This window comes from Alteromonas sp. McT4-15, from assembly GCF_020515205.1.
Lineage (GTDB): Bacteria > Pseudomonadota > Gammaproteobacteria > Enterobacterales > Alteromonadaceae > Alteromonas.
In genome coordinates this window covers 1-24,668 of the sequence record NZ_JAJALG010000045.1, presented here as the reverse complement: position 1 = coordinate 24,668, position 24,668 = coordinate 1, and the positions used below count along the sequence as shown (strand labels likewise).

General features: G+C 43.4%; 17 protein-coding genes, 1 rRNA gene and 1 pseudogene. 7 read left to right on the top strand and 12 right to left on the bottom strand.

Annotation, left to right across the window (positions count from 1 at the left end; translation table 11 throughout):
• Positions 1 to 97, top strand: a 5S ribosomal RNA gene (gene rrf, locus LHL20_RS19210); the annotation flags it as partial.
• Between the two features lie 66 nt (positions 98 to 163).
• On the opposite strand, the gene LHL20_RS19205 is transcribed toward rrf, so the two are convergent.
• Entirely contained in the window at positions 164 to 742 is a 579-nt protein-coding gene (locus LHL20_RS19205; RefSeq protein WP_226434427.1) for a hypothetical protein, read from the bottom strand.
• A 202-nt stretch (positions 743 to 944) separates the two neighbouring features.
• Positions 945 to 3,341, bottom strand: coding sequence for a DNA polymerase II (locus LHL20_RS19200; RefSeq protein WP_226434426.1), 2,397 nt, complete (start codon positions 3,339 to 3,341; stop codon positions 945 to 947).
• Positions 3,342 to 3,516: 175 nt separating this feature from the next.
• Here LHL20_RS19200 and LHL20_RS19195 point away from each other — a divergent pair, with 175 nt between their 5' ends.
• The gene (locus LHL20_RS19195; RefSeq protein ID WP_226434425.1) at positions 3,517 to 4,527 is read left to right on the top strand and encodes an MBL fold metallo-hydrolase; all 1,011 of its coding nucleotides are present in this window, start codon (positions 3,517 to 3,519) and stop codon (positions 4,525 to 4,527) included.
• A gap of 29 nt (positions 4,528 to 4,556) precedes the next feature.
• On the opposite strand, the gene LHL20_RS19190 is transcribed toward LHL20_RS19195, so the two are convergent.
• From LHL20_RS19190 to LHL20_RS19165, 6 genes and pseudogenes are all read right to left on the bottom strand, one after another.
• Positions 4,557 to 5,834 (bottom strand): sensor histidine kinase, encoded by a 1,278-nt coding sequence (locus LHL20_RS19190; protein ID WP_226434424.1) that lies wholly within the window; start codon positions 5,832 to 5,834, stop codon positions 4,557 to 4,559.
• Positions 5,834 to 6,418 carry a chemotaxis protein CheX gene (locus tag LHL20_RS19185; RefSeq protein WP_202262474.1) on the bottom strand — a complete coding sequence of 195 codons (585 nt, stop codon included), beginning with the start codon at positions 6,416 to 6,418 and terminating at the stop codon, positions 5,834 to 5,836. The genes LHL20_RS19190 and LHL20_RS19185 overlap by 1 nt, the downstream gene beginning before the upstream one ends.
• Positions 6,415 to 6,780 carry a response regulator gene (locus LHL20_RS19180; protein ID WP_159626369.1) on the bottom strand — a complete coding sequence of 122 codons (366 nt, stop codon included), beginning with the start codon at positions 6,778 to 6,780 and terminating at the stop codon, positions 6,415 to 6,417. The genes LHL20_RS19185 and LHL20_RS19180 overlap by 4 nt, the downstream gene beginning before the upstream one ends.
• A 310-nt stretch (positions 6,781 to 7,090) precedes the next feature.
• Positions 7,091 to 8,257, bottom strand: coding sequence for a pyridoxal phosphate-dependent aminotransferase (locus LHL20_RS19175; RefSeq protein WP_226434423.1), 1,167 nt, complete (start codon positions 8,255 to 8,257; stop codon positions 7,091 to 7,093).
• A gap of 32 nt (positions 8,258 to 8,289) precedes the next feature.
• Complete coding sequence (locus LHL20_RS19170; protein WP_226434422.1) at positions 8,290 to 9,111, bottom strand: sulfite exporter TauE/SafE family protein; 822 nt, start codon at positions 9,109 to 9,111, stop codon at positions 8,290 to 8,292.
• Positions 9,112 to 9,196: 85 nt separating this feature from the next.
• Positions 9,197 to 11,846, bottom strand: a pseudogene (locus LHL20_RS19165) (TonB-dependent receptor plug domain-containing protein).
• A 415-nt stretch (positions 11,847 to 12,261) separates the two neighbouring features.
• Between LHL20_RS19165 and LHL20_RS19160 the strand changes: the two are divergent.
• On the top strand, positions 12,262 to 13,251 hold the full coding sequence (locus LHL20_RS19160; protein ID WP_226434421.1) for a LysR family transcriptional regulator: 990 nt from the start codon (positions 12,262 to 12,264) through the stop codon (positions 13,249 to 13,251).
• A 16-nt stretch (positions 13,252 to 13,267) separates the two neighbouring features.
• Here the strand turns inward: LHL20_RS19160 and LHL20_RS19155 are convergent, their stop codons facing one another.
• Positions 13,268 to 13,996 (bottom strand): endonuclease/exonuclease/phosphatase family protein, encoded by a 729-nt coding sequence (locus LHL20_RS19155; RefSeq protein ID WP_226434420.1) that lies wholly within the window; start codon positions 13,994 to 13,996, stop codon positions 13,268 to 13,270.
• Positions 13,984 to 16,200 carry a VTT domain-containing protein gene (locus tag LHL20_RS19150; RefSeq protein ID WP_226434419.1) on the bottom strand — a complete coding sequence of 739 codons (2,217 nt, stop codon included), beginning with the start codon at positions 16,198 to 16,200 and terminating at the stop codon, positions 13,984 to 13,986. The genes LHL20_RS19155 and LHL20_RS19150 overlap by 13 nt, the downstream gene beginning before the upstream one ends.
• A 256-nt stretch (positions 16,201 to 16,456) precedes the next feature.
• Here LHL20_RS19150 and LHL20_RS21210 point away from each other — a divergent pair, with 256 nt between their 5' ends.
• Positions 16,457 to 18,199 (top strand): PAS domain S-box protein, encoded by a 1,743-nt coding sequence (locus LHL20_RS21210; protein ID WP_226434418.1) that lies wholly within the window; start codon positions 16,457 to 16,459, stop codon positions 18,197 to 18,199.
• Positions 18,200 to 18,294: 95 nt separating this feature from the next.
• Here LHL20_RS21210 and LHL20_RS19140 read toward each other — a convergent pair whose 3' ends face one another.
• Positions 18,295 to 18,891 carry a porin family protein gene (locus LHL20_RS19140; protein ID WP_226434417.1) on the bottom strand — a complete coding sequence of 199 codons (597 nt, stop codon included), beginning with the start codon at positions 18,889 to 18,891 and terminating at the stop codon, positions 18,295 to 18,297.
• Between the two features lie 517 nt (positions 18,892 to 19,408).
• Here LHL20_RS19140 and katG point away from each other — a divergent pair.
• Positions 19,409 to 21,703 carry a catalase/peroxidase HPI gene (katG, locus tag LHL20_RS19135; protein ID WP_319003255.1) on the top strand — a complete coding sequence of 765 codons (2,295 nt, stop codon included), beginning with the start codon at positions 19,409 to 19,411 and terminating at the stop codon, positions 21,701 to 21,703.
• A gap of 266 nt (positions 21,704 to 21,969) precedes the next feature.
• The gene (locus LHL20_RS19130; protein WP_226434416.1) at positions 21,970 to 22,455 is read left to right on the top strand and encodes a hypothetical protein; all 486 of its coding nucleotides are present in this window, start codon (positions 21,970 to 21,972) and stop codon (positions 22,453 to 22,455) included.
• A gap of 25 nt (positions 22,456 to 22,480) precedes the next feature.
• On the opposite strand, the gene LHL20_RS19125 is transcribed toward LHL20_RS19130, so the two are convergent.
• Complete coding sequence (locus LHL20_RS19125; RefSeq protein WP_226434415.1) at positions 22,481 to 23,806, bottom strand: mechanosensitive ion channel family protein; 1,326 nt, start codon at positions 23,804 to 23,806, stop codon at positions 22,481 to 22,483.
• Positions 23,807 to 24,395: 589 nt separating this feature from the next.
• Between LHL20_RS19125 and LHL20_RS19120 the strand changes: the two genes are divergently transcribed.
• Positions 24,396 to 24,608 (top strand): hypothetical protein, encoded by a 213-nt coding sequence (locus LHL20_RS19120; protein ID WP_226434414.1) that lies wholly within the window; start codon positions 24,396 to 24,398, stop codon positions 24,606 to 24,608.
• The last annotated feature ends 60 nt before the right edge of the window (positions 24,609 to 24,668 follow it).

The following is a 24,668-nucleotide window of genomic DNA, read 5'->3' as shown; positions in this document are numbered from 1 at the left end:
CGGTACCACCTGACTCCATTCCGAACTCAGAAGTGAAACGTATTAGCGCCGATGGTAGTGTGGGGCTTCCCCATGTGAGAGTAGGACACTGCCAGGTCCTAATTAAAGAAACCCGCCTTACGGCGGGTTTTTTGCTTTATGACGTTTAGTAGCGAAGTAAAATCTATTCCGATTCAATTTCTTCAAAATAGGCACGATATTCCATTCGCGTGATCACTTGGTCATCATTGTCATCCATTTCATCAAAGTCACCTTGTATTTCTGCAACTTCGATCTCTTCAGTGGTCAGTTTACCGTCGCTGTTGGTATCAATCTGCGTAAATCGATCATCGGCCATCGCTGACATTTCGGTACGAAGCTCTTTATTTTTTTCAGAGATCATCTCACCATCTGCTTTTTCCATTAACGCTACATCGCCGCGTTTAATCAACACCGCATCTGTGGTACTGGTAGTCTTAACTTTAGTAATAATTTCATCGCTGAACATAGACGGCTTTTCATCAACGAATATAGAAAACTCATTACGACTAACCATGTTGTCGCCATCTGTATCCATCATTGCCAACGTTTTGGCTTCAAGTGTGCCTTCAACCTCAGAAGCGACAATGAAACCATCGCTATTTGTGTCCATAGCATTAAAGCTAGTATCAACCTTTGTTTCATGATGGCCAGCAAACGCTGTAGATGAAATAGTTGCTGCCAATGCTGCACTCATGATCGTACTAAGTTTTGTAGTCTTCATAATGTAAATCCTTCTATTTGAGAATAAATGTGAGCGATCAATTGCTCATTACTACACAATGAAAAACTATTCACTAGTTGTGCCAATGATGTATCTAATTGAATATTATAGATATTGCTAGTTTTTAAACTGGTAGGCTCTTAATGGCGGTATGTTAATACGTAACAACATTTGAAAGATGTTCATACAAACAAAGAGTGATTCAAAACAGGTTTAACTGTTGATTAGTGAGCTTGTCGAAATCTGAGCCAATCAACGGCAATATGCTATCTGCTATGGGTTTAATTTGCTTTTCAATATAGTGCTCGTAATCTAGAGGGGCGGAAACTGTGTCTGTCGTTTGAGGCCCTTGCACCGTTATTACGTAAGGTATTGTTGTATTGTTCTGGAATCGTAATGGTTCTCCTCGTTCTTTATAAAGTGCATCTGCTAGTCTGGCTGCCTTTACATGAGGAGGTATAGACTTTACATACGATGACAATGGCTTTCTCAGTCGTTTATTATAAACAAGCAATGCATCTACGTTTCCCTGTCGAATGTCAGCTAATGTGTGCTCAATATAATTTTTAACCGGCTCTTTGTTAAACACCTTCTGATACAAAGTGTATTGAAAGTTCTTGGCAAGCTCTGTCCAATCTGAACGTACATTTTCCAGGCCTTTAAATATGAGCGTATTCGTTTCTACTCCATCAATTACTTCACTCTTTAAACCGGCATAACGTTTTTTGCTGCCTTGAGAAGAGCCGCGTATTGTTGGCATAAAAAAGGTCGAGAAATGTGATTCAAATTCAATTTCTAAATGGCACTCAATGTGAAATTGCGAACGCAGAAGTTCACGCCACTTTGTATTGATAAGCTCAGCAAGCTGCTTTCCTGTCTCTTTCGGAGTACCAAATGCATTATTACCTTCAACGTGCACAAAAGTTGAATCTGTATCTCCATATATAACGGTATACCCCAGTTCTTCTATCCAGCGTGCAGTGGTTTGCATAATTTCGTGACCGCGCAGGGTAATTGAACTGGCTAGTCGGGGGTCGTAAAAAGGACATCCTCCACTACCTAATACACCATAAAATGAATTCATAAGTATTTTAATGGCTTGAGAACGGGGTGCGTCATTTTGTTTTTTCGCCTCATCACGCTGACGCCAAAGGTTTTCAATGATATCTGGGAGAAAGTGTTTGTTGCGACTAAATACAGCGCCTTTAAAGCCCTCAATTGCGCTAGCGGGGTGCTTAAGGCCTTCTGCTAACCCTAATGGATCGATTTTAAATGTTCGAATTATAGAGGGGTATAGGCTTTTAAAATCCAGTACCAAAACGTCTTGATACAATCCAGGTTTCGAATGCATCACATAGCCGCCTGGGCTGGCAAGCCCACCATTTTCAGGGCGAACACCAGCAACATAGCGTTCTCGGTGTAATTTGGGTAAATAAACATTGAGGAAAGCGGCGACAGAGCCTCCCGGACGGCTTATATCTAAACCTGTTAGTGTGCCTCGCAGTGCAAGAAAATCGATAAACTGTGTCGCGTGCTGTATTTGATTAACTAACACCGTGTCTTTAAAGTTGTAGTTAGCAAGGGCAATCGGGTCGGTTTGATAGAGTTGTTTGATTGCTTCAAGTTTATTGTGATCTTGGATAAGCTTGTTTTCGCCCAATAGTACTTCTGATACATGATCAAGTGAGAAAGACTCAAACTGATAAGTCATTGTCTTAAGCGACTCTATACCATCAACAACAGCCCTGCCTGGCACATCTACAATCGTTTGGTCTTCCCACTCTCTTACCGAGGCTTCTCTGTCATGCCTACCGATTGCAAAGGGCAGTTTGTTATATTTGGCACGTCTTGCAATCACAGCCATATCAAACTGTTTGACGTTCCAACCTAAAATAATATCGGGGTCGAAAGCGCTAAGTCGTTGAAAAAAGTGTTCAAGCAATGTCGCTTCATCATCAACAACGGTTAACGTGTAATCTGTTTGCGTGGTACTTAATTCAATGTCGCTATTCAAAGTATCAGGCCTTTTCAGTATCACTTCGCTAAGGCCGTCGCCTGCTAGCGCAATACTGAAAAGTGTCTCATGCTCGTCACACTCAATGTCGATGCTAAGAGAAGAGAAAGTAGGGCGATAGTGACCGGGTCTAATTTGCGCATTTTCAATGGTAACGGGTAACGATGAAGATTTACGGTCACTTGGGCTAAGAAATTCAATCGCGCCATAGACAAAGCGTTCCATTAGAAACCTATCTGCAACACGAATATCGGCTTCGTAGAGCGTCACCCCAACTTGCTTTGCGATTTGTCTTAGCTGATGCATGCGGCTTTCTGTGTCAGCTTTAACGGTTACAACTGCAACTTGCTCTAACGTTGTGAAACCATCGTCTGAAAAGGTTATGTGTTTTTGGAGTGTGTCCAATACTGCCAATAAGTCGTCTTGTTGTGTGGTTGCAACAAAGCAAACGGGCTGCTGAGGCTCAGATATCAGCCTTACTGTTGTTGTGTCTGTCTTTACCCATAATTCCACATACACTTTTCCCGAACGAGTAAACGTGCCCTTACTCAAGATGAAGCCCTGTTTTATTAGCGGTTTTGACATGTTGTGTAATGCAGAGAATGTATTTCAAAAGGCAAATATGTGTATATGTTTCTAAGTATACCCTTTGCTATCACCGACTCCTATAGATCTCTATTCGGCAGATACGTTTGTCTTTATACGATTGACGCGATAGAACACTTATATAGTGTGTGCACCGTTATAGATGGACAGGAAGATGAAATACCTTTTCGACGAACAAGTTGAGCCGGGTCAGTTAATTGAAATTGTTGACGGCGTATTGTGGCTAACAATGCCGCTTCCGTTTGAGCTCGACCACATCAACTTGTACCTCATACGCGCTGAAAATGGGTGGGTAGTTGTTGATACAGGCTTAGGTACATCAAAAACCAAGGCGCTCTGGCAAACAATATTCGCTCAGCTAGATTCTCCAATATGTGGTGTTATTGTGACACATTTACACCCAGATCATATCGGCCTTGCCGGGTGGATTGCTGATAATTACAACGTACCTTTTTACATGTCTCAAACGGAGTACTTTACTGCTCGTGCATTTGGTGCAGGGAGAAATGGCGCCACCAATGAAAGAGATATTGAGTACTATAAACGGGCGGGGCTCGATTCGACGTTAATTGAACAGCTAACTTCCGGCGGTAACAAAGGTTATAGTAGCGTCGTTTCTCCTGTACCTATCAGCTATACACGTTTAAAACACGATATGCAGTTAACGTTTGGAGGAGACACCTGGAAAGTAATTATCGGTCGTGGCCACTCGCCAGAGCATGTTTGCCTATTCAATAAAGAAAAAAACGTATTGATTTCGGGAGACCACATTTTACCGATCATCACCCCAAACATTGGCGCATACTCTACGGAACCTGAAGCGAGTACACTAGAGGACTACCTAACAACGCTACCTCAATTCAAATTACTTCCTGAAAATACTACTGTATTGCCAGCCCACAAACTGCCCTTTGTGGGGCTTCATCAACGGGTCGATGAGTTGATCTGCCATCATCAGGAACATTTATCGGCGCTGGGTGAAGCGTGTCACAAACCACAAACACTAGTTTCATTGCTACCAGTAATGTTCAAAAGGGAGCTGTCGAGTCGAAACATGGTGTTTGCTGTTGCTGAATGTATGTCGCATCTTAATTATTTGGTGGTAAAAGGTAGGCTTAAAAGGTCGTTAAACAGCCAGGGTATTTATGAGTATGTCGCGCACTAATGGCAGTAAGAGGTAAATGGAGCTGTTGCTTATTTTTCTGCGTCTTGTACTAAGAAGTACTTAGGAAGAATAATTTCGAAGACAGTACCTTTACCTTCTTTACTACTGACATTTATTTTTCCCTGGTGTTGCTTAACAGCAGTATACGCCACTGAGAGCCCTAAACCTTGGCCTTGCCCCTCTGGTTTTGTGGTAAAGAAAGGATCGAAAATTCGCTTGAGGTTTTGTTGTGAAATACCGTGGCCGCTGTCTAAGACTTTCACGTGAATATGTTGGTTCTCTTCCTTTATATAGATTTTCACGAAGCCCTTTTGCGCAGTGGCCTGTGCAGCGTTCAATACGATATTCATCAACGCTTGTTTAATTGGGCCTGGATAGCCCGTGATAGTCACATCTTCGCGCTCATAGTCTAGTTTGTAGAGCGGTTTATTGTATTGCGCAGAGACAAGAGAAATAATTTGTTGGCAGATTTTACATAGGTCAATGTTTTGCACACCTTCTTTTGATTCAATAGAGAAGTTCTTTAAGTTCTCAACAATTTCTTTAACCCGCATCAAACCCTCGGCGGATTCACTAATCAGCTCGTTGATATCTTCTTTTAACAACGCATAGTGGTTAGATTCATAAAGGGAAGTAATTTGTTCGGCAAGCTCTTCGCCAAACGCATTTATCTGTTCCTGTACACCGTCAGCAATACTGATAAGGTGTGATGCGTACTGTGCCAAAGTATTTAAGTTTGCGTTGACAAAGCCAATGGGGTTATTGATTTCATGTGCGATCCCCGCCGCGAGTTGACCTGTAGAGGCCATTTTCTCAGCCTGGATCAATTGGCTTTGTGCGCTGTCGAGTTTTTTGATGAGCTTTCGCTGTGCTTCGTGTTCTTTTTTTAGTGCTTCTGAGAGTTTTTGTTGAGTACGAAAATAGCTCGCTTGGGCAGTGACGTCTTGCAGAAAAATGCACGCGAGTCTCTCGCCAGTATTCGGGTCCTTGACCGGCAAAATTTCCATATTTTGATACATCTGCGTTTCTTCACCCGTAATTGGGCGAGAGCTTTTGAACGGAAAAATGTGCGGGCGTTGCTCCCAATAACTAAAGCTAGGATGTTGTAAAACAAACACCGATTTGAGCCTGCGCTTTAAAAATTTACCTTGGCCTTCAAATAGGTCGGTAACCACTTTTTCTTTATAGTCACCACGCAGCTCGTGAGGCAAGCGGTCTAGGAAAAACTCGTTAAGATAGACAACTTGAAAGTTCTCATTTACCACACCAATGCCGACAGGTAATTTACCCACCAGTTGTTCAAACATTATTCAAGTAACTCGTCCAATGTCGTTTTCATTCGAGTGAGAGATTCATCATCTAAACAGAAAACAACACGCATACTGAAAGATGAAATAGCGATAGCAAAGCGAACTTCCATCACTAAACTGTGCTGCCATTTGAGTGCATCAAAATTAGTTTTATCTGGGACAAAAAGCGTTGGCATATTTAAATTAGTCGTTAGTTCTAATTGTTCAGATAAACCGGCTAAACAGGCACCTGCGAGTATGTTGCAAAGCTCAAGAATGATCTCCTGCACATCTTCCTTAGAGAGTGGTTCATCATAATCCATAAGCTCTGCCACTTCAGATAAGCCCGAGCGAGAGAGTACTGACATTACTTCACCGTGAATGTCGCCGAGAAAAGACTGGCGAGTGTAAAATGCGCCAGTGGTTTCAAACAGCAAGCTATATAATTCATTGGGCGTCACTGCTGAAATGGTGGGAATGGAGATGTCAATTTTGGTTTCAATTAACTGTGCCAATGAATTTGCGGCTTGACCCATTGATATATTTAAGAGCTCTTGGAGTGCGTCTCTTTGCTCTTCGTCTAATGGTAATACACTACTCATAAGTACCCCAGTTCGAAAAGTGTCATGGCGAGTTCTTCTTTATCGAGCGGCTTTCGCAAGAATCTCTTAGCACCCAAGGCCATCACAATTTTTTGCTTTTCCGGCTGAAAGTCAGCACTTATCACGATAACGTTGGGTTTGTCTTGCTTGTCTTGTAGATATTCTAATACGCCCACACCATCAACGCCTGGCATTGTTAAATCTAGCAGCAGCAAAGCAAAACCTTGCTGAGAGAGCGAATCAATCGCTTCTTGCCCATTGGTTGCTTCTGTTATGTCGTAATCAAGCTCTTCTGGAAGCGAGCGGATTACGCTTCGTCTCGATAACTTTGAGTCGTCAGCAACCAATACAGAAATTGACATGAACAACCTCCTTCCGTCACTTTTTGATTGGTATCAAACGCGCATAAAAAACGGGCCGGAAAATAAGGTTTAGGCCGCTATGCGTTTTTATAAAGTATGTGCAACTTTGGCGTTAGTGCAACCTACTTAGGAAAATACTCAAAGGGCAATGTAACTGCGCTAGCGCCAATGCCTTAAATATATGGCAAAACAGGAAGTTTCGCGTATTAGACTTAAGTGTTGAGTATGCAAGAGATAGGGTAATGGAAGAAACAAATCGATGACCTGCAGCAAATGTACTGCAGGCCAAAATAGAAACACGTATTGTTTGTTACGTTTTTTGCAGTGTCGACATCTTTTCAAGTGCGTAGGGCATGGCATCTACATAGCGCTTAACGTCGGCGATTTTACCCATGCTGACGCGTGACCAATTTGTGTAGGTTCGGTAAACGCCTCGAATAAGCACGTCTTTTTCAGCCATGGCTTGTCGAAAGTATTCAGCGTTTCCATCACCCAAATTGACGAATATAAAGTTCGTACTTGATGGTAACGCGGTTAAGCCGTTTGCCTGGACCGCGGCCATTACCATTGCCTTTGCTTCATCTATTTTTTCTTTTGAAAAAGTGAGAAACGCATCGTCGTTGTAGCTAGCTATTGCTGCTGCAAGGCCAGCTTGGTTTAACGTGTAGCCCCCCATGCCGTATTGATTAATCCATTGCGTATTTTCCTCTGATGCAATGAGGTAACCCACGCGCATACCTGCTAAGCCATATATCTTGGAAAATGTTCTTGCCACAATAACGTTGTGACCTGCTTTGACCAGCGGGATCATAGAGTGTTTTGGGGGCTCATCAATTAACTCGTTATACGCTTCGTCTACCAAAACTAACGCCTTTTTAGAGGCCTTAATGCAAAAGGCTTTTAGTTTTTCAGGATCGAGTATTTTGCCAGTTGGATTATTTGGATTACAGATGTGTACCATGCCAATAGATTCATCTAACGCAGCATACATTGCGTCTAAATCAATATCGAGGTCAGGCGTATTTGGCACCCTTACAATCTCAGGTGCGCCTTGCTTTTCTGGCGCTTTCGACGTTGTGTCCCAAAAAAGATCAGGCCCTAGAATTTTGCCTTTATGACTAGCCGCAAGCGCAGCATAAGATAGAATTGGACTGGACCCTGCGCTTAAAGAAATGTTTTCGCGTTTGATACCGTGGCGTTCTGCAATCATGTCTAACAATGTCATTGCAGCAGGGTAGGCATAATAGGCGCCTCCCTCGGCTGATGCTTTGGCTATAGCTTTGAGTGCAAGAGGACTAGGCCCAAACGGGTTTTCATTGGCATTGAGTTTGGCTACCCCGGGTTTAGGACCGTAAGTGACATTCTTTACAAGGCTGTCTGTTCCGTTTGCTGCTGTGCTTACCAAGCCGCTTGCGCCTAGGGCTGTAGCTGCGACAGTTCCGCCTAAAAATAAACGTCTTGAGCGATTGTATGTCATGCTGATTTTCCTTTATTTCATTATTTTCGAGTCTACATGGCCTTGTAAAACATGGCGCTTGAGACAATGACCAAGTAAACGCCAAAAAGGCGTTTGAGTTTCTTTTCGCTGAAGTTGTGCGCCATTTGGGCGCCAATAGGAGCGGTAAATATGGCGCCGATACTGATTGCAATTAGGGCGGGTATATTGATAAAGCCAACAGTGCCGAAGGGGAGTGATGCGCTTTCGGGGTGCTTCATAAACAAAAAGCCTAGCGCGCCGGGAAGTCCGATAAGAAAGCCGACGCCTGCTGCAGTAGCAACGGCTTGCTGAATAGAGCGTTGGCACATCACCATTGTGATAACGGTGGGTGTACCGCCTCCTATACCGAGTAACGCAGAAAAGCCGCCTAGCACAAACGCGAGTACCGCTTTTCCTAAACCCGTTGGCATGTCAAAAACTAGACCCGGACGAACGACGAATTCAGGAAACAAAAAGTACACGGAATACAACAGCACACCTGCTGCAAATACAACGGTTAGGCCATTAGCACTGGTATTGTTGGCTATGATTACACCGCCACCAACACCTAGAATAAGCCAAATGCTCCAAGAGCGGAGTATGTCAAAATCGACGGCCCCTTTGGCGCGGTGTGCCATTACAGAACGGGCGCTTGAGACCACAATCGACGCCAGAGAAGTGCCTATGGCAACTTTAACCAAGGCTTCTGACGGAGGCGTAAAAAAAGGAAACACCGCGAGTAGCGCGGGCACAACAACGAAACCTCCACCATTGCCGAAAAGTCCTGCTGTTATTCCCGCGATTGCGCCGGTAATACAAAGTGTCACTACAAACCACAGTAGCTCTATTTCCATCTAATTTTTTCTCCGATAGCATGGACGAACAACATAGAATTCACTGAAAAAACAAACACCGGCAAAAGCCGGTGCTCAGGTATAATTAGAATCGAGCTGCTAAGCGTGTGTAGTAATAACCACCTTGCCAATCGACGATAGAATCAGAGCGATATATTCGCCCACAACAGGTTTCTCCCATGGTGCCTTTATCTGGATAGTTGTCGAATAGGTTTCTAACGCCGACTGACAACGTAAGATTTTCATTGAAGTGGTAACTACCTTCCATATCAAACATGAATTCAGCGCCAAACTTTTGAATTACCTCTAGTGTGCTGTTGTTTGCATTTTCGTATTCTGAGTAATAATTTAAGCGACTGACGAGCATCCAATCTTCATAGCTGTGTTTGAGTGACAGCACTCCTCGAACTTCAGGCGTACCATTTTCAAAATCAAATTGATCTTCAGCATTAAAAAATTCGCTCGGGTCAGAATCAAACTCGTTGGTGTTATAGTTAACGGAGGCAGTTAGCGTTGTAGCACCATATGTGGTCTCCATGTTATAGGTGGCCACTACATCGACTCCTTCGGTCACGGTATCGAACGCGTTTTGGAAAAAGAACACGCCACCGATTGATTCAGCTCCAACTACACCTGCTCCAGCCAACGCTAAGTAATTTTGGTAGGCATCATAGCCAGATGCATTGGAGTCAGTTACTTCCACTGTAGATACATCAAGGGTGGAGACAGAGTTAACGCGGTCTTCAAGCTTGATGTTGTAGTAGTCGATGGTAAGTGTCATATCGCCGTAATTGGCGGTGAGACCTAGGGTGAAGTTGGTAGACTTTTCAGGACCTAACTCATTAGCGCCTAATGCTTGTGCTACGTCACTTCCAGCTGGGAATAAGCCGGTTGCTACAGGAAAACCATTAGGTAGGCGCGTCGACACATTAGTTGTACCCTGTTGCCCTGGAGTCGGTGCTCTAAAGCCTGTACCAAAAGAGGAGCGAACGGCCACTTCGTCGGTTATCTGATATATGCCAGCCACTTTATAGACCAATTCAGAACCAAAATCCGAGTAGTCTTCATAACGAATAGCGCCCTGTGCAAATAGGTTGTCAGTGATATCACCGGACACATCAGCATAAATAGCGTAAGAGTCGCGAGAGTAGGTATCTGAAAACTCGGGGGAATAACCCGGAAAACCGTTAGAGCCTACACCTACAACAGTGTAAACAGCGTCTACTCCTTCAAAGCCGTCGTCCTCAACGCCATCACCATTGGAATCTACAGAGGTGTAATTACCGCAGTTAAGTGATGAACCATTAGCTATTACACCTAGGCCAGCAGCGGTAGCAGTATAATCATCGTTACAAAACATCCACGGGTCTGACGTTGCATAAGGACCTGCAAAATAAGAATCTAATTCGCCCTCTTTAATTTCATAGCTTTCATCGAGATAACTCACACCAAATGCAAGAACATAAGTTGATAAGTCGTAGGTGAAGTCTGCTTGAAATTGGGTTTCTTCATTGGTTAAGTCACCCGGATTGAATTGTGTTGGTGACATATTTCCCATCGAAGGGTTAATGGTATTTTTTAACGTGTATGAGATTTCATTTGAACCATAACGGCCACTCACGTCATAGCCTAAATCGCCAACCACGCCTTTAATGCCTCCAACAAATGAGGAGTCAGTGACATCGCCAAAGAAGCGTGGCGTGAAACCGCCGGGGAAAAACTTAGTTGGATTCCAAATAGAGCCATCTTCTAGGCGAATATCTTCTATGGTGCCGTTGCCTGGATAGCGGTAAAAAAAGGAACCGTCACCTTCACTTTCTGAGTAATTTGCAAAAGCATACAATTCTGCTTCTGAAGAGAGTGTGTAGCCTGAATTTGACGAAAATACGTGTACCGCTGGTATTGGGTTGCCCCCAAGGCTGTACTTGGTCTGAACCATGTACTTCATTTGCCATGGCTTGTGCAGCTGCGATGTATTCATCAGATTGCTCGTCTACACAAAACCAGCTTTCACAGTATTGCTCTCCGCGAAATGTCGCTTCACTGTCAGAGTACTCAGCAGAAACACTGACAAATCCATCGGTGCCTAGTGCAAAGCCCTTATTGGCGGTAACGGTGATTTGATCACCATCACCCTCATAGTAAGTACCATAGTCTGCGGTAAATGAGCCGCCTTCACTGTTATTCTTTAATTGAAAGTTTATTACACCGGCAATAGCATCAGAGCCATACTGTGCAGCAGCACCATCGCGTAAAACCTCAACACTACCGATTGCAGAAGTGGGTATGGTCGCAAGGTCGGGACCTTGTGTACCTGACCCGCCAATTTGTACTAGTGCAGCACGATGTCGCCTTTTAGAGTTGACCAAAACCAGCGTTTTGTCTGTTGGAAGGCCTCGTAAGGTCGCAGGTCTCACAAATGTGCCGCCATCAGAAATTGGTTGTCGAGCCAGTGAGTAAGAGGGAACTAATGTCATTAGTACGTTGTTCATGTCTGTGAACGCTACTGCTTCCATATCTTCTGCACTTAGCACATCGACAGGAACAGGTGAACTCATTACCGAGCGCGGCGCACCGCGTGCACCCACAACTGCGATACGTTCTAAATCTTTCGCTTCTGTAGTTTCTTCTTTTACTTCTTGTGATTCTTGTGCCATCGCAAGATGAGATATGCTAATAAGTGAAAACGTGGTGAGCGCATAGACTATTGCGGTATGTAACTTATTTTTTTTCATGTGTGTTCCTACTCGTGCTTAAACATTGCTTTTATGATGGGCAAGCCTTTACCAACACGCCCTTTTTTGGCACGCACAGGCACCACATTGATGCGGTTCGCATCTTGTAAGAATTGTTCGGATACCTGTGAACAAGAATTAGGCTAAAAACTCTTTTGAGTTAGAGGAAGAAAGAAGAATATTTAGGGATATAAGAAAAATATGTAGCCGCCCAGCAAAGCCTTGTGTATAGCGATTTGTTGGCTTCATGAATTAAAACTATGAATTTTTAAACACTTTCTTGCGGTCGTGAATTTTACAATTTTTTCTCATATAACTAATTCGAATGGCATATTCATTGCTGAATTTATGAGGGGGAGTCTGATTCTATCTATCTGACCTGACGAGAAAATTCTAATAAGGGGGGAAGTGTAAAGTGCATGCCAAACAGCTACATTATTTTGTGGCAGCTGCAAAAAAAGGCAGTATTGCTGCGGCGGCGAGAGCGCTGGACATTGCCCAACCTGCCATTAGTCAGCAACTGGCGAGCCTTGAGCGTGAAACGAAGTCTACCTTGTTTAATAGAAGCTTTTCCGGTGTTACGTTGACGCCAGCAGGGAAACTATTTCTAGAGCATGCGCAGAGCATCTTGAGCCAAATGGAAATGGCCCAAAAAGCACTAGACGGTTTAAATAAAAAGCAAAGTAACATAATTAAAATAGGCATGTTGCCTTCGGTTGGTAACGTGCTCTCGTTACCGTTACTTAATGAAATAACACGTCACCATGCGCCGCTTAAAATCGAAATTAGTACGGGTCCTTCATACACCATTAATGATTGGCTGGCGTCAAAGCAGGTGGACATAGCACTAACCTACGAACAAGCCCTTGACGAGACTTTGATGTCAGTAACACCACTTATTCAAGAAGAAATGCACTTAGTCTTTACTGCTTCAACATCTTCTATTGAGTACACTGCACTCAGGCAGAAACAATCAATTCACTTTTGGGAGATGAGCGATTTACCGTTACTTTCACCGGGAAAGAAAGATGCGTTGGGGCAATTGATAGACCATTACGAAAAAGCGACCGGTGTATCATTGCAACACGATCTTGTTTATTCAGGACAGCTAATGACTGGGTTGCGGCAAGTAATGCAGGGGGAGGGGGTAATGATATTGCCTACTTCCGCTATTTTTCACCTCAAAGAATCGGGGTTAGTGTCAACGCTCAAAATCACCCAGCCAGAGATGCATCGTAGCGTGTTCGCGGCGGTTAATAAGAGAATTAAAACTGACTCCCATCTTGATTATGTCATCAATATTATTCGCAAGGTTGTCGCACAAGAAAATGCACTGCAGCATTGGTGTGGCACCCTAGAATTTGCTGCTTCAATGTTTAAAAATGTGCCCTTAAGGACATTCTAACCTCGCTAGGTGCAAGCTATATAGCATCGGTCTCCTTGTCTTTTTCTGGCAGCACAATATCCACTTGTATGGGGAGGTGATCAGACATTACTTTCGTACGAGCGTTTTTAACTTTAGTCACTCCCTTTACTTGAATATCACTGGTCACCCAAACCCTGTCTAACGAGAAGATTGGAAAGTGGCTGGGGAAAGTAGCCCCTACTTTGTGTTGAACTAATAATGAATCAAGGGACGTGAATGCCTTTGAAAAGAACTGCCATTCATTAAAATCCCCCGCCAAAACAAGTGGGGTGGGTTTATCCTCAAGACGCTTGGCTAAGTAGTCGTGCAGTAAAGTAAATTGAGAGCGACGCTCAAGCTTCTTGAGTCCTTTGTGCGTATTAACCACAGTAAGTGGCCCTTTTTCCGTTTGTAACACAACAACTTGTACATTTCTCGGTTGGCGTCCTGTTTGACTAACATCAATGACCTCTTGAGATAGCACTTTAAAACGCGATAACACAGCGTTGCCATACCAGCCATGCGCTTCACGAATAGCAGGTGATGGCGCCATTTGGAACACTTGATTGGCGCAGATATCTTCAACGTCCTGCGCCGTTTCTCTTTGTGCAGAGCGGGTATCCATTTCCTGAAGCAACACAACATCGGCACCTGTGTTCGCCAGAAACTGGCCAATGCGTTTGTAATCGTGCTGCTTATCGCGGCCTACACCGCTGTGAATGTTGTAGGAAACTATGCGGCACATTTTTCACCTTCGTCTTTCGAGCAACTATCCTGACTCTCATTTTCAGCAGATGGCGCCTTTCGAGACTGGTAATAACGGGCGAATTTTTGTGAGCCCCAAATCATCAAGCCCCACAGCACAATGCCGCCTGCAAGATAGCTTATGGTTTCAACTGACGGGTTCTGCCAAATTTGTGCAATTGAATCGCCTACCAAGCCTTTGGCTATCATAGGCGGGAACATGCCCAAAAAGGTGCCAATCAGAAACTGAATAATGCCAATGGATGAAATGCCGGCAACTAAGTTAACTAAACTAAAGGGTGCTACAGGAAGCATACGTATTGCCGCGACGCCAACAATACCACTTCGCTTTAACTTCTCATCGACCGCAGCAACTTTAGGGCCGCCAATTTTCCTTAAGCCTGCGTTACCTGACACCTTGCCGATACCAAATAAGATGGCAGAACTCAGTAGCGCCCCCATGATGCCGTAGATGGGTCCCCATATGGGACCGAAAATGGCCGCAACTGCTAAAGAAAGTACGGTAACAGGGAAAAATAAGATTCCCCCTATTACGTAAACCAATAACACGGTAGGTAGTGCGAAATAGGTACCGCGACTCTTCTCTAAAAAGGCATTGATACTATCTGAGCTCAACCACTCAATAGATTGGCTTGCCCAGAACATCAACCCCCCAAGAACAGCCACAATGGTGACACCTATCATGATCATGATACTGCGTCTTCGAGGGTTCCTCGCCGGTAGTGCCGCACCGTCGAGTGTAGGGACTGAAATAAGCGGCTCTTCAGGGTCGGAAAGCGCACGAAATACATTTTTAACAGAGTGCTCAGTGAAAACTTCATCACGTACTTCAGTTAACACGTAACCGTGAGCAATTTGGTTATGCATGAGTGCTTCTACAGGGTGCTTTGACTCAAAAAGTGCGGGCATATCTTCAAGTGCTCTGCCAGTATGTTCCGCCAGTAAGTCATTTCTCACTTGCGCAATTTTTTCTTGATTTTGCGGCGTATTACCATAGAGAACTGTATCTATTTCAGTATCTAGCGTCATTGACCGATTGCTTAAGTTCGATGAGCCAATGACGAGATATTTGTCGTCTATTGTCATCACTTTAGAGTGGATACGTTTATAGGCTTTTCGGCCTTGCATATCCTCAATCGATGAATAGGTAAGTTTTACGCGGTTAGCGTCAATATCCTTTTCTAAGATGGCCTTAAACTCGATACGACTTGCCCAGAATGCCTCACACTCAAACTTTCCTTTCGGTTCGTAAGAGCTCACTATAATGACGCTAAGTTCGGGCTTCAGCTTTAATTGCTTATTAAGCGCTTCAGCTATTTCTTGACGAGTGGTAAATTGGTTTTCGATATAGATTACCGACTCGGCCTCCTTAATGAGGTCAAGTAGCATATGGCGAACTTCTTGTGCGGGTTCTACTTCATCCATAAACGGTATGGTACGGGCAAGCGCGCACTGCACATTTTCGAAAAGCGGTGGGTAATCGTCCGGCCACGCTTCGGGCAATGGCGCATCTTCACCGTTTTGGGCTGCTTCGCGAATATCAATGGGTGAGCTATCCGCAACACGTTGCCAACGCCAGCGAACAAGCTTGGCAAAGTCAACGACGACAGGGCCACTCGATACCATTTGCACATCGTGAAGTGGGCCGTACTCACCATCTGGTCCATCGCGTTCTTCAGATATCACCGGGTGATCTCGCGTGTCCCATCGGTTCGTTGACACATCCATGCCCCCAGAAAAAACTAACTCGTCGTCAATGACAACGATTTTTTGATGCTGACTACCACCCATTGGTATGGTGTCATCTAGTACTGTCTCTACGTTATCGGGCGTTTTCTCTTCCCATACTTCTTTGGCCCACATTTCACGCTGGGCGAAAAACGCTAGAGAAGAATCCCAACGTAGAAGATAAATTTTAATGTCGGGGTTTTGTTCTGCTTTCCACTTTAACAGGTCACTAATTACACTTGGCGCTTCGCTTTGTTGCTCGTCTTTCCCGCGAAGAAGACGTATACGGCTATCAATGTCCCAGCCTACGATAAATATACTGTGAGAGGCCTTAACAATGGCACTGTGTAAAGCTTTGTAGTAGTTCGCACAATCAATCAAAGGAGTAGAAAAGCGGGCTTGGCTTTCTACCCAACAATTTTCACCTGGTTGAAAAATATTATTACTTAATGTCATGGCGACCTACCTAAATTCCTTATTAACTAGCCCGTGATACCTGCAGAAAGTATTCCTTCTTGAAACAGTGTTATGCATAGAGGGTAGGTGTATGAAATTAATGGAATTTAATTTTTCAAAGTAGAGATTAAAAACTACGTTAAAAGCCTACAGTGTAATTATTTCACTGTGTGCTACGACAAATATTCATGCTGGCGAATCTAGAAATTGTCATCTATATAGACTTTTGTCTATATGATCAGAGGAGTTTGTACACATGGGTTTCTTCTCCCGCGACAATGCTGCGGTGCAGGCATTGTCTCAATCAATACTGGCTGTTGTGACCATAGACGAGAACAACAATGTTACTTTTTATAACCATGCTGCACAGCAACTATGGGGCTATTCACCCGATGAAGTTATAGGGAAAAACATTCGAAAACTCGTACCCACCGAACACCAGGCCAATCACGACAGTTATGTGAATACGCATCGCAGCACAAATAAAAATAAAATTGTGGGCAGCTCTCGTGAAGTTGAATTAGAGACAAAAAGTGGTAATCGAATTTGGGTTCAGCTTGCATTGTCACAAGTGATAGTGGGCGGTAAGAAACACTACACGGCGTTCGTACGGGATGTTACCGAAGAGAGGGAGTCGCGCGAAATTGTTGAGCAAACCCTTGAGCAGGCACTTGATGCCGTGGTGTGTATAGATGAGCACAATAATATAACGCTATTTAATGCATCTGCAGAAACGTTGTGGGGCTACAAGCGCTCAGAAGTAATTGGTAAGAATGTCAAAATGCTTGTACCTCAAGCCATTCAAAAAGAGCATGATAGCTATGTGAATGCTAATAGAGAAACAGGCCAGGATAAAATCGTTGGTACAAGTCGAGAAGTTAAAATAGAGCGCAAAGACGGTAATACTTTATGGGGAAGATTGTCGCTATCCAAAGTGAGACTTGCCGATAGAACCTTGTACACAGCATTCATTCGCGATGTAACTGAGGAAGTTGAACAACGCGAGTTACAGCGAATGTTATCGCTGGTCGCAAACGAAACGGATAATGCAGTCATTATTTCAAACGCCGATGGATTAATTGAGTATGTGAATAATGGTTTCTACCGACTTACCGGCTGGAAACTTGATGAAGTGAGAGGTAAAAAGCCTGGCTCTTTCTTACAAGGCGAAGAGACGGATCCCCGTACTGTCGATGTGATCAGGCAGAAACTAAAAAACAGAGAAGCCTTTTACGACGAAATCCTCAATTACAGAAAAGATGGTACGCCTTATTGGACGTCATTATCGATTAACCCAGTATTTGATGCAGGAAAATTGGTTAACTTCATTGCAGTTCAAGCAGATATAACCCGCGTAAAACAAATGGCGCTAGATTTTACCAACAAGCTTAAAGCGATTGGCAGTGCATTGGTACTACTTGAGATGAAGCCAGATGGCGAAGTTATTGAGGCCAACAAACTATTGAAAGATACGCTTAAAGGGACAATGGATTCCAAAGACTTCGCGCAAGAATTAATGGGGCGTCTTACGAGTGAAGATAAAGATAAACTGTCGGCTTCAGGATTCGTATCGAAAATTGTTGAGTTTAAAGCCAATGGTAATTATTTGGCATTTGACTCCCGTATTAGCGCACTTAAGAACTTTAATGGTCAAATTACACGTTATGTATTTTTTGCGGTCAATATATCTGGTAGAAAACAAGCGGTAAACGATACCCAAGGCGCCATGAAAGAGTTACTTACTACCAGCCAAACTATAAGTACAATTGTTGGTACGATAAATTCGATATCAGAACAAACTAATTTACTCGCACTTAATGCCGCTATTGAAGCTGCTCGCGCTGGAGAGATGGGAAGGGGGTTTGCTGTGGTAGCCGACGAGGTGAGAACACTTGCGGGTAATTCTCAAGCGTCTTCGAATGAAATTGATAACTTGGTAAAAACAACGGTTTCCAAGATAGAAGAGTTGGCGCAATTAATTCAGCGTATTGATGGTTAATAAAGAAACGCGAAGGTCGTGTTTGCATAAACAACAGGTCTCCTTAGCTAGCGAAGGAGACCTGTATGAAGTATTACCACTGTCAAAAAAATCGATTAAAAGCGGTATTCAACACCAATGCTGGCCTGCTTTAGATCTGTTTCAAAATCAGTGTCGTCGATGTCATCAAATGCTTCTTCAGCATCTAGCTCAGTGTCGTAAACGGTATATTCGGCATTAACCAAGAAGTTACTCGTGATTGCATAGCTTAAGCCGGCACCAACAAACAGACTTTCGTCATCGTTATCTCGGCGAATTGTGCCGATGTTATACTCAGTTTCAGACCACAACTGGCCTGCTTTGGCGTACAGTGAAAAACGCTCTGTTAGCGGTAGAATACCTTTAATTGCCGCTGTGTAGCCGTCAGTTTCAGCGCCGGCTATGTCGTTGCCATAATCACCGAAATCGATATAGCCACCTTCTAGTGCAATCCATTCGTTAAACTTATACCCTACAAGTCCTTGCCACACATCTTTATCGTCATCAAAATCATCTTCACCTTCAACGCGAAGATAACCGTAATTACCGCCAACATAGAAGCCACTGTCCTTGACTTCTATTTCGCTTGTTTGGGCCTGAGCACCAAAAGCGGCCATTGCACTAATTGATGCTACCGTAGCAATACTTGTCAGTGATTTAAGTGTGTTTTTCATAAGTTCGTCCTCTTACTTCTTTAACAATCCATTGACTTCTCGTATGAAGAAAATGTGCTTTAGTTGGCATTTACGTTTCCCAACTGTGTCCTCCTTGTCTGTTTCAAATGCTATGCCAGCGTAGAAGTTGCAAAAACGTATCGAAAACTACGAAAAAATTTCAAAATCATCAGTTTGGCGTTTTATTTTTAACCACTTTTAGGGAGTGAAAGAATCGTACTTCAGGCGAACAACGTAAAAAATTCGCGCGCTGTGAAATTGATTCATGAAATACAAGTGGCTTTTTTCTTATTGTGGTTGATTCTTACTTTTGAAGTGTTTTTATTTAATTCATTGAAAATAAAGAACTTTGTTTTTGATTGGAAATATCAATCATCTGAATCCATTTAATTGACTGTAAATATGAAGTGTCTCTGTCTATCTTTTTAAACGCACAAGTAAACAAAATGTTAACGCTAGGGTTTGTTGCTTTTTAGCAATCGAACAACGAATAACAATTTAAAGACGGGAAATGACCATGATCACATCAAGGTTTAAGAAAACCACACTTTCTGCTTTGGTAGCATTGAGTTTAACTGCCACTGGCGCACTAGCAAATGAGCAAATGACTAAGCCTGCTGGCGCAAAAGGCACAGGAATGTCTAAAGCGTTCCAAGCAAAAACGAATCAGTTTTGGTGGCCCAACCAATTGGATCTCTCGCCATTACGCGATCATGACAGTCGCTCAAATCCACTTGGTGAAGATTTTGACTATGCTAAAGCGTTCTCAAAGCTTGACTTAGACCAAGTTAAAAAAGACGTCAATGATCTTCTCACTACTTCGCAAGATTGGTGGCCGGCTGATTTCGGTAATTACGGTCCATTCTTCATTCGCCTTTCTTGGCACAGCGCAGGTACTTATAGAACGCTAGATGGCCGCGGTGGCGGTGATGGTGGTCAAATGCGCTTCGATCCTCTTAACAGCTGGCCTGACAATGGCAACCTAGACAAAGCGCGTCGACTACTTTGGCCAATCAAACAAAAGTACGGTGAAAGCTTGTCATGGGGTGACCTGATGATCTTAGCGGGTACAGTGGGCATGGAGAATATGGGTTTCGATACCTATGGTTTTGCTGGCGGTCGTACCGATGATTGGGAACCTGATATGGTTTATTGGGGCCCAGAAGTTGAAATGTTAGCAAGCGATCGCGAAGAAAAAGACGGCAAGCTTCAGCGTCCACTAGGTGCAACGCATATGGGGTTAATCTATGTTAACCCTGAAGGTCCAAAAGGCGTTCCTGATCCTATGGGGTCGGCTAAGAACATTCGCACCGCGTTTGCCCGTATGGCAATGAACGATGAAGAAACTGTCGCCCTTATCGCGGGTGGTCACACGTTTGGTAAAATGCACGGTGCGCACAAGCCTGCTGATTGTCTAGAGGCAGAGCCAGGTGGCGCTGGCCTTGAGGAACAAGGATTAGGTTGGAAGAACAACTGCGGAAAAGGTAACGCTGAAGATACAGTAACCAGTGGTTTAGAAGGTGCGTGGACACAGCTTCCGACTAAATGGACAAGCTTGTATTTGCAGAATCTTCTTGGTTTTGAGTGGAAGCAAACGCGTAGTCCTGCTGGCGCTATTATTTGGATCCCAACCGACGAAGCGGCACATACGTCTGTACCGGACGCACACGTCGAGGGTAAAAAGAACCCGCCGGTTATGACAACCGCAGACCTGGCGCTTAAGTACGATCCTGAGTATCGCAAAATTGCAGAGCGCTTCTTGGCAGATCCGAAAGAATATCAAACTGCATTTGCGAAAGCGTGGTTTAAGCTAACGCACCGTGACATGGGGCCAAAAACTCGTTATTTGGGGAATGATATACCAAAAGAAAATTTCATTTGGCAAGATCCTGTACCAAAAGCAGATTACAAAGCTATCTCTGACAAAGACGTGAAGAAGCTGAAAAAAGAAATCTTAGATACGGGATTATCAGTTCAACAGCTTGTAAAAACAGCGTGGGCTTCAGCGGCTAGCTTCAGAGCATCAGATTATCGTGGTGGTGCTAATGGTGCGCGTATCGCCCTTGAGCCACAAATGAGCTGGGAAGCCAACGAACCGGAAACCGTAAAGGCGGTAGTCACTAAGCTTAAAGAAGTGCAAGAAGAATATAATTCTCGCATGTTCTCTAAGAAGAAAGTGTCGCTTGCAGATTTAATTGTTATTGGTGGTGCGGCAGCTATCGAAAAAGCGGCGTCTGATGCCGGTGTTAAGATAACTGTGCCTGTTGTCCCTGGCAGAACTGATGCGACTCAAGAGCAAACAGATGTGAATTCTTTCTCACTTCTTGAGCCAACAGCAGATGCGTTTAGAAACTACTATAACGCAGAAGCTAGCTACCGCTCTCCTACTGATATGTTGGTTGATAAAGCGGACCAGCTTAGTTTAACTGTGCCTGAAATGACGGTATTGCTAGGTGGCTTGCGTTCACTTGGTGCCAACACTGGTGGCGCAACGCATGGTGTGTTCACAGACAAAGTAGGAACGCTAAATAACGACTTCTTCGTGAAGCTGCTCGATATGGGTATCAAATGGAGAAAAACTGATAACCCTGCTGTTTACGAGGGCGTAAACCGTCAGACTGGCGAAGTCATGTACACAGGTACGCCAGTGGACTTGGTATTCGGTTCAAACAGTGAATTGCGCGCTGTTGCTGAAGCATACGCTTATGACAATGCTAAGCAACGTTTTGTTGAAGACTTTGTGGATGCATGGACAAAAGTAATGACGCTAGACCGGTTCGATTTACGTCATGACTTACACGCCGACCTATAGTTGTAAGCATGCGCTATAGCAATGCGCAGCAAAGCAACGAATAAACGCAAAACGGGGCAATAGCCCCGTTTTTTATCTTCTGCTTGGGCTTTTGGCCTTTTTAGTACATTTCGCTGCAAAAACGTACCGCAACCTTTACCATGCCTTAATTCGTTTAAACAAAGTCACCAAATTTGTCTCACAATATTTAGCAATAGCAGAACACATTCTGTACACTGAATTCTTTTAGACTATCCAGCGATACATTGGCTACGGGCCCTGAGTTAATGGCAACACTACAGCGTATATTAGTGAACTTGGAAATGTTAAGTGATGACATTTCGCTTTTGGAGCCCTCACAATACAATAATGCTGATCATTTACGCCTTTTACATAGCATTCTTGTGCTATTGAATGAATTAGATAGTCAATCGAAGTATGAAACCGAAGCAGGGTTTCAACATGTTGTGCGCGGCTCTATTTTTGAGGACGTGTTTGAACGTAAACGCATGGTCAATGTGTACAAAAAGCTGGTGGAATATGTGATCACAGCGTGGGAGGCTAGTCAGAAAGCGAGCCTGATTATTGCCGATAGTTTTGACGAGAGCGCTGACAAAAGGCTAGAGTTGTTACAAGTCAAAGCAATCAAAGCTAAATCTCAACTGAAAACGGTGGCTATTGCGATGGGAAAAGCTGACTACGAGAAGTTTACCCGTCTGTTTGGCTTACTTACTCAACAGTGGGAATGGGATACGCTTCGCGCTAGGTTTTAAGCTAGCGCGACATTCAGTACAGTAGTTACGGCGTGGTGTTGCGAATACCGATATCCTGTTCATTAATGACTCGAACTTCCCTCTGTGGGAACGGAATTTCGATATTGTGTTCACGTAACGTTTCAAAAACCGTTAGTAGCAAGTCACCACCTACGCGATTTTTTCCATCATCTACGCCTTCCATCCAAAACTCGACAAACATATTCACACCCGAATCACCAAAGCTATCAATTTCACAATCAGGAAGCTCTTCAAACGGAATATCGTCGCCAGAAATCACTTGAGGATGCGCTGCAACGGCTTCTTTAACAATCTCGACCATGGCGCGAATGTCGGTCTTGTATGCCACTGAAAAATCAATACGGTAGCGCTGTTTTAGATTCTTGTGGGTCCAATTAATTAACGATGAGCTAATAAACTTCTCATTAGGAACCAAAATATCCTTACCATCAAAGGTTTCTAGCACGGCGTAACGCATCTTAAACTCGCGTACTATGCCTTTCTGGCCGTCTTCTAGTTCTACGTAATCACCGACAGTAAGAGACTTGTCTAACAATATAATAATGCCAGATATAAAGTTCGATGCTATAGACTGCAAGCCGAGACCTAAACCCACACCCACGGCACCACCGAATACAGCGAGCGCCGTTAGATTAATACCCATTACATTTAGCAATAGAAGAAATACAACGCAGAACAGGGCAACTTCAAATAACTTTGCAAACACTTCTTTGGTGGATACATCAAGCGACTTGTGATTTCGAATAATATCTTGACCAATCGCATTGGAGCTTCTACCAAGCCAAAACAGCAGGGCACCAAACAACAATACTCGTACGACACCGTAAGCAGATATTTCTACATTTCCAACCGATATAGCAATTGATTCAAGTGCTGATGTAATAAGTGGTAGCACGCCAATCAGGTGGAGAAACAAAATTGGCAAACCCACCCAGCGCATAATCATTGCGATTGTTTCGTTTACGACAAATCCATTGATGAGTGAATTCACAAAAAGCATAAGCGCAACAACAACAGCAATTTCCAAAAGCCAAGCGTCAAATTGGAATTGAGCCCCAAGTACGGTAGTTAATTTCAGCATGCTAATGGTGATTAACGGAAATAAGGCTTCACCCAAGTTATACATAAAGCCGTGTAATGTGTGAGCCCCTTGAGAGGGCGCTTCGCGTGTAAATTTAAATGGCTTCTTAACTTGTCTTGCAAGCACAAAGGCAACGCTGTAGATAACGAGCATTGTTGCTAGCTGGATAAGAAAACTGTCGGACATAACTGACGCTTTAATAAGCGCAAGCTTTTCTTCTAGATGAAGCGTTATAGTCTCTACATTCATGCTGTCTTTTTAATCCTATAAACCGCCCACACGGCAGTATAAATTTAATTGAGCGCTTTTTATCCTTTATACCAAATATCGTAAAGCTTTTTTTATTAATCGTGATTTAACTCACTTTTTATTTTCAACTCTTGAGCCTTATCTATTGTTACTTTGTGGTCATTTTTTAGCAGACTTTTACTCACTAAAGGAAATTTAAGGTTCTGATATTAATGGTTTTATTGTGTCTTTAGTGCTGTGTATTTGTGAGATTTTTTTCTAGTAGAGAAAAAAACTTTTTTATCGTCCTGATAGAAATATATTCAACTAATTCATCGACTAACTTGAAAAATAAGAAGTTGTCGAAAACACTAATACAAATGGGAAGGGAGGCTCACTACCCCACACGTTAAATCGCGACACCCACATTTATTTACGCAATAAATATAAACTTATTTGCATGAAAATGTGTTATCTGAACATTTTGGTCTACTGTTTAAGAAGCGATAGCAAATTGTTGCATTCCCTTATTGAGTGACTTCAATCATTAACTATTGTGCAGTGTTAGTGGAGGTCGCGTTACTTTTAAAAAGAGCATTGGGCATATGTGATGCAAAGTAACTCAGACGATATACAGACACTGGTTCAGCAATGTGACAAAGAGCCTATTCATCTTCTTGGTCGCATACAAAGCTTTGGATTTCTAATAGCACTAAACAGAGAAGGGATAATCACACACCTCTCTGAAAATGCTCACTCTTACCTAGGCAAGGACAACGACGTCTTGATACTTATTGAGCCTTCTCCCCAGCTTAACCAATAAATTGGCTAAGCTGGAAGGCGACCAAACCCAAAACGGAGAAGACTCAATGCAATTCTATAC

Coding starts and splice junctions, on each gene's coding strand:
- LHL20_RS19205 (WP_226434427.1), bottom strand. CDS start 742: ATGAAGACTACAAAACTTAGTACGATCATGAGTGCAGCATTGGCAGCA.
- LHL20_RS19200 (WP_226434426.1), bottom strand. CDS start 3,341: ATGTCAAAACCGCTAATAAAACAGGGCTTCATCTTGAGTAAGGGCACG.
- LHL20_RS19195 (WP_226434425.1), top strand. CDS start 3,517: ATGAAATACCTTTTCGACGAACAAGTTGAGCCGGGTCAGTTAATTGAA.
- LHL20_RS19190 (WP_226434424.1), bottom strand. CDS start 5,834: ATGTTTGAACAACTGGTGGGTAAATTACCTGTCGGCATTGGTGTGGTA.
- LHL20_RS19185 (WP_202262474.1), bottom strand. CDS start 6,418: ATGAGTAGTGTATTACCATTAGACGAAGAGCAAAGAGACGCACTCCAA.
- LHL20_RS19180 (WP_159626369.1), bottom strand. CDS start 6,780: ATGTCAATTTCTGTATTGGTTGCTGACGACTCAAAGTTATCGAGACGA.
- LHL20_RS19175 (WP_226434423.1), bottom strand. CDS start 8,257: ATGACATACAATCGCTCAAGACGTTTATTTTTAGGCGGAACTGTCGCA.
- LHL20_RS19170 (WP_226434422.1), bottom strand. CDS start 9,111: ATGGAAATAGAGCTACTGTGGTTTGTAGTGACACTTTGTATTACCGGC.
- LHL20_RS19155 (WP_226434420.1), bottom strand. CDS start 13,996: ATGTGCCGCATAGTTTCCTACAACATTCACAGCGGTGTAGGCCGCGAT.
- LHL20_RS19150 (WP_226434419.1), bottom strand. CDS start 16,200: ATGACATTAAGTAATAATATTTTTCAACCAGGTGAAAATTGTTGGGTA.
- LHL20_RS21210 (WP_226434418.1), top strand. CDS start 16,457: ATGGGTTTCTTCTCCCGCGACAATGCTGCGGTGCAGGCATTGTCTCAA.
- LHL20_RS19140 (WP_226434417.1), bottom strand. CDS start 18,891: ATGAAAAACACACTTAAATCACTGACAAGTATTGCTACGGTAGCATCA.
- katG (WP_319003255.1), top strand. CDS start 19,409: ATGATCACATCAAGGTTTAAGAAAACCACACTTTCTGCTTTGGTAGCA.
- LHL20_RS19130 (WP_226434416.1), top strand. CDS start 21,970: ATGGCAACACTACAGCGTATATTAGTGAACTTGGAAATGTTAAGTGAT.
- LHL20_RS19125 (WP_226434415.1), bottom strand. CDS start 23,806: ATGAATGTAGAGACTATAACGCTTCATCTAGAAGAAAAGCTTGCGCTT.
- LHL20_RS19120 (WP_226434414.1), top strand. CDS start 24,396: ATGCAAAGTAACTCAGACGATATACAGACACTGGTTCAGCAATGTGAC.